The 587-nt window shown below is 50.2% G+C and carries 2 rRNA genes; both read left to right on the top strand.

From position 1 onward, the window contains the following. Window positions 1–24 precede the first annotated feature (24 nt). A 5S ribosomal RNA gene (rrf, locus tag AC1DM9_RS34430) occupies window positions 25–141 on the top strand. A gap of 151 nt (window positions 142–292) precedes the next feature. Then, a 23S ribosomal RNA gene (locus AC1DM9_RS34425) occupies window positions 293–587 on the top strand; the annotation flags it as partial.

Raw genomic sequence — 587 nt, 5'->3', positions numbered from 1 at the left:
TTTCAATGTAAGTCAAGTCATCCGTTTGGTGGCGATGGCGGAGGTGAACCACGCGTTCCCATACCGAACACGACCGTTAAGCCCTTCAGCGCCGATGGTACTTAGACCGCAGGGTCTTGGGAGAGTAGGACGTCGCCAAGCAGGTGTTAWATTTTACACCTATGCAGCAGCCGTAAGGCTCCGCTGTGATTTACTTTGYACCTTGAAAACTGGATAACGAAAGAAAAAGAATTGCTGAAACATCCTTTAGTTGTTTTTACGTAAGCGAAGGTGAGCAATCACCTGAGCAWTTGGTTAAGCTAGTAAGAGCGCACGGAGGATGCCTAGGCACCAGGAGCCGAAGAAGGACGTGGCGAACAACGATACCGCCCCGGGGAGCCGTAAGCAGGCATTGATCCGAGGATTTCCGAATGGGGAAACCCAGCTRTCGTAATGGAYAGTTACTCTCAACTGAATACATAGGTTGGGTAGAGGCATACCAGGGGAACTGAAACATCTAAGTACCCTGAGGAAGAGAAAACAATAGTGATTCCGTCAGTAGCGGCGAGCGAACGCGGATTAGCCCAAACCAAGGAGCTTGCTTCTTG

The sequence above is a fragment of the Paenibacillus sp. 01T431 genome, assembly GCF_056398625.1.
The sequence above is the reverse complement of the archived record's forward strand: the minus strand, read 5'-3'. Positions and strand labels throughout refer to the sequence as shown.